Source organism: Vibrio sp. Vb2880, assembly GCF_033337975.1.
Lineage (GTDB): Bacteria > Pseudomonadota > Gammaproteobacteria > Enterobacterales > Vibrionaceae > Vibrio > Vibrio alginolyticus.
In genome coordinates, this window is sequence record NZ_JAWORT010000056.1 from 1 (window position 1) to 5,049 (window position 5,049).

General features: G+C 40.3%; 9 protein-coding genes. 2 read left to right on the forward strand and 7 right to left on the reverse strand.

The genetic code is table 11. The annotated features are described in order from the left end of the window. Positions 1–199: 199 nt before the first annotated feature. The 5 genes from R7M92_RS24665 to R7M92_RS24685 all read right to left on the reverse strand — a co-directional run bounded on the left by R7M92_RS24665 (position 200) and on the right by R7M92_RS24685 (position 3,436). Positions 200–760 (reverse strand): hypothetical protein, encoded by a 561-nt coding sequence (locus tag R7M92_RS24665; protein WP_318134541.1) that lies wholly within the window; start codon positions 758–760, stop codon positions 200–202. A 702-nt stretch (positions 761–1,462) separates the two neighbouring features. Beyond that, positions 1,463–1,864, reverse strand: coding sequence for a hypothetical protein (locus R7M92_RS24670; protein WP_262634519.1), 402 nt, complete (start codon positions 1,862–1,864; stop codon positions 1,463–1,465). A gap of 128 nt (positions 1,865–1,992) precedes the next feature. Continuing rightward, entirely contained in the window at positions 1,993–2,481 is a 489-nt protein-coding gene (locus R7M92_RS24675; protein WP_318134543.1) for a MazG-related protein, read from the reverse strand. A gap of 69 nt (positions 2,482–2,550) precedes the next feature. Continuing rightward, positions 2,551–3,003: a hypothetical protein gene (locus R7M92_RS24680; RefSeq protein ID WP_225474324.1), complete on the reverse strand. Its 453-nt coding sequence runs from the start codon at positions 3,001–3,003 to the stop codon at positions 2,551–2,553. A gap of 88 nt (positions 3,004–3,091) precedes the next feature. Then, positions 3,092–3,436, reverse strand: coding sequence for a hypothetical protein (locus R7M92_RS24685; RefSeq protein WP_225474323.1), 345 nt, complete (start codon positions 3,434–3,436; stop codon positions 3,092–3,094). Between the two features lie 260 nt (positions 3,437–3,696). On the opposite strand from R7M92_RS24685, the gene R7M92_RS24690 reads away from it, so the two are divergent. Continuing rightward, the gene (locus R7M92_RS24690) at positions 3,697–3,852 is read left to right on the forward strand and encodes a hypothetical protein (protein WP_225474322.1); all 156 of its coding nucleotides are present in this window, start codon (positions 3,697–3,699) and stop codon (positions 3,850–3,852) included. Between the two features lie 139 nt (positions 3,853–3,991). Then, positions 3,992–4,357, forward strand: coding sequence for a hypothetical protein (locus R7M92_RS24695; RefSeq protein ID WP_225474321.1), 366 nt, complete (start codon positions 3,992–3,994; stop codon positions 4,355–4,357). Between the two features lie 73 nt (positions 4,358–4,430). Here the strand turns inward: R7M92_RS24695 and R7M92_RS24700 are convergent, their stop codons facing one another. Then, positions 4,431–4,637, reverse strand: coding sequence for an IS3 family transposase (locus R7M92_RS24700; RefSeq protein ID WP_318134546.1), 207 nt, complete (start codon positions 4,635–4,637; stop codon positions 4,431–4,433). 40 nt (positions 4,638–4,677) lie between these two features. Next, the gene (locus R7M92_RS24705; RefSeq protein WP_318134547.1) at positions 4,678–5,007 is read right to left on the reverse strand and encodes a DDE-type integrase/transposase/recombinase; all 330 of its coding nucleotides are present in this window, start codon (positions 5,005–5,007) and stop codon (positions 4,678–4,680) included. Positions 5,008–5,049 lie beyond the last annotated feature (42 nt).

Sequence of the window (5,049 nt, forward strand, 5' to 3'; positions counted from 1 at the left end):
TGTTTAGCCATAAATCACCTCTCAATTAGACCCTAGATCTAACTTAGTAAAGTGTCTACTAAACGTGGGGTACTCGGTTGCATAACGCCCGCTTAAGTGGTGAGCAACGCAATACCGATGCCGCCGCACACCACCTTAGTCACTAAAATCAGCGCATGGTAAAAACGCCACGCGTTGCGAATCCCTCTTAGGCAGTTTGTTATGCATTTTTTGTGAACTGCTGTTCTATATCGTAACCAACAGCAGTTCCTCTTTGCTCAAACATACTAATAAACTTCTTGATTTCTTGCTTGCCGTTAGAGCCAAAAATCAAACTATTCAATGTGGCTCTGACGCCGAATTGATTTTTAAGAGTATTTACTGGATTAGATTGTGTAACCATTTTAAAAACTCCCACACCCGCTTCCATAGTTACTGGTTTGGTAGCAGAACCTAGCCCTATTTTTGAATTAACATACTCCGAAACAGAATCTAATTGTTTTCGATAGTTAGCAACCGCCTTCAGATTGCCTTCAGATAACGCATTTTGAAATAACTTTAACCACTCTCTCAATTTTGCAAAATCTTGTCTCATCGGGAGCGCAATCTCAATAAGCTGACTAGGCGAGGAAGATTCCTGAATAACTCGAATAGGAATAGCCGGCATATTAACAAATAATGAATACAGTGAATCTGTTCCATACGTCTTTTTTGATACCTTCATCTGTTCATCGTTTAAAAACGAGGTAAGTTGATGTAAAGCATCACCCGCAGGTAACATAAAACCTGAATTAACAAAGAACCTCTTGCGTAGAGGATGCGGAGTATAACTTTTTTCATAAACAAAGCTTCGAGCACATATTCCAGCTCCACCTCACATGGTTGCTGATAAAAGTGGATGCTGAGGCCTTTTGGTTTCTTGCCAGCTCAATACATTTTCTTTACGAGCTAACATCAAAGACTCCGTTGAGCTCATATGTTCAATTATTCGATTTCGTGGTTCAACTAATTTATGAGGCTCTTCTAAAAAAGGAAAACTCCGAACTACACCTAAGTTTTTGGCTGCTAATATCGGGCTGCTTGTCCTCACCCATGCATGTTCAAATTTAGCCTCAACCAAGATCTCATCTCTCAAAACTAGGTCAGTTAAAAAATCGAACAAAGCTTCCGTTTAAATTGATGGATAACTAACAGCTTTATAGCTATGTTCACCATTTGCTATAGTAATTTCATCCGCAGATGCGTTCTCCATACCATCCACAAACAAGCTAGATATATCTTGAAGAGACCAATTATCTGAAATTATACCTTGCGCCACTCTAAACACCTCTCTGAGAGACACATTGAAGAAAATGCATAACGCCTTGTTAAGATGTGAGGCACGCAATACTGATTCCTCCGCATACCACCCTAATAACTAAAGCCAACGCATAGTAAGAATGCCACGCGTTCCGAATCACTCTTGAACAATTTGTTAGGAGTTTTATTCATAGCGTTCACAATCTTTCGGTATGTCTATATATGTTTCATTTGCCCTCCAGTCCTGAGTCCGAGGGTCAAAGTAAAGCTCATACGTCGAGACGCTGTTATATGTACCCGATGTTATCTGATTTCCAATAGAAACTATATTTGGCTCTGAAATAGTGAAAACCCAGACGTTGTCACCTGAAACTAACTCAAGGCGACTATCAGAAACAAACAAAGCCTCTTCTGTAGAAAAAAACTCTCTAGGATAACTTTCACAATACCACTTTAAATTCTGACCATAAGAACTATAGACAGTTCTCATATTGAATTTCTCGTACAAGTCTTTTGTAGTCACTTGCTCTGCTCCGTTAGAGCTGAATGCAAGAAATGTTAAGGCGAAACTAAAAATCAATTTCATGTTCAAACTCCTACCGCGCAATTAAGGTGTGAAGCACGCAATACCGATGCTACCGCATACCTCCTTAATCACTAAAATTAACGCAGACCAAAAATGCCACGCGTGCTGAATCACTCTTAAATTGTTTGTTATGGCGCTCCACTCAACATTAGCTCTTGTATGTCAATTTGGTCTACTTCCCTGCCCAATATTCGCTTGTACTCGACTAAACGATAAACTGGGATAACTGGCAACTCGATACCTTGATAATTTTTAATAACTGATTCTGAAAAGTAGATTTCAAGCTGGTGCCAAGAGCCATCTTGATGTGATTGTATCTTAGTATGTTCAGACAAACCGATTTCAATTTTTTGATTTTGGTAGATCAATTGGAAATACTCTAGATCCCAACCATATTCAGCATAATGAGTTAACGGTTTGGATATGTATTTTGCTACATGCGATAGCACTTTGTCTGCGTCTGAGTTTCGAATATAAAGATCTATATCTGCGATTTCCCGACTTCCACCATGAATAGTTGCCGCTAATCCACCTACTATTTGATACTCCACAGCCTCTTCATCCAAGATCTGTGTGAGGCACGCAATACAAAAGCTACCGCACAGCGCCTTAATCACCCTAAGCCACCGCATAGTAAAAATGCCACGCGTTACGAATCACTCTTAAACAATTTGTTAGAAGTTTGCTCACCTAGTGCTCCGACTTTCCCTTTTCGCATCATGTGGGAAACAGTTTGTATACACACAAGCGACATGACTCTTGCCATAATCATCTACGACTACACAAACTAGATTGCTCGGATTTCCCAATGCACTCCGCCAATTATGATGACGGACCTCATAATCTACTTCAAATTCAACGTAAACGTATGCTGAGCTAACCCATTCAAACGGAATTGAACGTTTTACAATCAACCCTTTAAACATCTTTGAATAGCGTTCAGTTATGAGGTCAAAGTGCGGGTCATATGGAGCAATCTGTTGGGAGCAAAGGTCTATTGAAACACACTTTCTTTGAAGGTGGTCTACGAACAGGTAGAGCTTACCGATACCCCAATAACCATCGACATCATTGTTTCTACTCCTAAACGAGCCAATAATACCGCTTGCGGTACTACCTAGATCTCTCCTGCGTCCCATATTTATTCCTAAAACTTCTAAAGCCGATTCAAAACGAAAACGCCATGAGTTGGGAATCCGTCTTAAACGCTTTGTTATGTATAATTTTTCACGAAAAACATAACCAGCCAGCCATTAGTAAGAATGCTACCGTCGCAAGTAAAAAGGTTAGATCCCAAAGAAAGTACAGAGGGTATATAAACTTTAAAAGACTTTTTAACCAACCATTTTGTAGTTGGAGAAATGCTTTCTCTTCCATGAAACTAGACATGCTAAACCACAGCCCTCGAACACAATCAACCTCTTTCAAAATCACATAGCGCCCTTTAATTAACTCATTATTTTGCGACTTCAAAACCAACCAAACCACAAAAAACAAGGCAAAAAAGACAAACGTCGGGATTGCCATCCACCCTAGAGCAGCAAGTAAGATTGAGACTACAATATTATCCAATGTTCCACCTAACCAAATTATTCATAACGCCCAATTAAGGTGTGAAGTACGCGACCACGAAACTTAATTTGACCACCGTAAACACTAAACTTAACTCAAACCAAAAATGCCAAGCGTGCTGAATCACTCTTGAATTGTTTGTTATACGCCGGGCTTAGAAATAAAAGTCATTATGACTACAAAAATAATCAATATGAACAATTACTTAGTAACGCACTGACAGTATAATGTAAAAAAACTAACCAATAAAGGAACCATATATGTCAGCGTCATTTATATCTAGTGCTGTAGAGCAAATTTACGGGCAAATCTCAGGCAAACAGAAAGCAAATGAGTGGTACAAACTACTTGTTCCGGAGCTCCATGAAGCACTTGAACGAGGCACTCCTATGTCAGACCCTCAACTAAAAAGCTAGCAGAGGCAATAACCAACCTTACTCCTGTAGGAGCTAAGAGTAATAATTTTAAAAGACGTTACATGGAAGATCGTGAATCAATGTTATCATTACCTAGAGTTCCAAATAGCATAATGTATGGATATTGGTGGTAACGATAATGAAACGTGCATTTTTAAGCCTCTACATAGCAATAACATCACTTGTTGTATTACGAGCACTGTTCTATGGCCAAGATTTAATTAGCTATTTTGATTTTACAAGTCTGTCTTTGGTTTTGGTTCCATGTACTCTGGTATTCTTATTGACTAAGAAACAAAAAAACTGTTTCAAATGCGTCATTTTAACATCTATTTTAGCTGGTTTTTTGGGACTTGTTCTAGGCGTGATACTTACGTTTTCAAATGGTCATCTTGATGTAGAAGGTGCTTTCATGGGGCTCAGCGTAGCTCTATTACCAATGCTTTATGCTCTACTTGTAAGCCTTTTGATCTTCCCTCTCCACCTAGTCTCGAACGATAAATAGAAACAAGCCCACGACTGTGTGGGCTAAATTATCTAGGCGTTGGTGTACCCCACAAAAAGTAGATAGTACATAACTACATACTTTCGTACTCAACCGGGCTGACATGCCCCAACGCTGAGTGTCTTCTCTTGCGATTGTAAAATACCTCGATGTATTCGAAGATGCCCATTCGGGCTTCTTCGAGAGTTTGGTAGTTTTCTGCGTATATCAGTTCGACTTTCAGTCGGCTGTAGAACGACTCCATCACCGCATTATCCCAACAGTTACCCTGTCGACTCATGATCGGTACACCTCCATGCTTGCGCAAGAAGTCTTGATATTTATATGCCCCCGCATTGCATACCACGATCTGAATGGATAATGACGCCCTTAGGCGGCTTACGTGACTCAAACGCCATTTTTAACGCATTAGTGATGAGCTCGACGGTCATCGTTGCCCCTAGCGACCAACCCTCGATGCGCCTTGAATGCAGGTCCATCACTGTCGCCAAGAAGAGCCAACGGCTCTTCACCCAGATATACGTAATGTCCGTAACCCATTTCTGATTTGGCGTTTCAGACTCAAAGTCTCTTCGCAGTAAATTGTCAGCAACATTCGTCATGGCAGCCACATCCTTGCTGGTGTACCCCACAAAAAGTAGACAGTACATAACTACATACTTTCGTACTCAACTGGGCTGACCTGCCCCAAC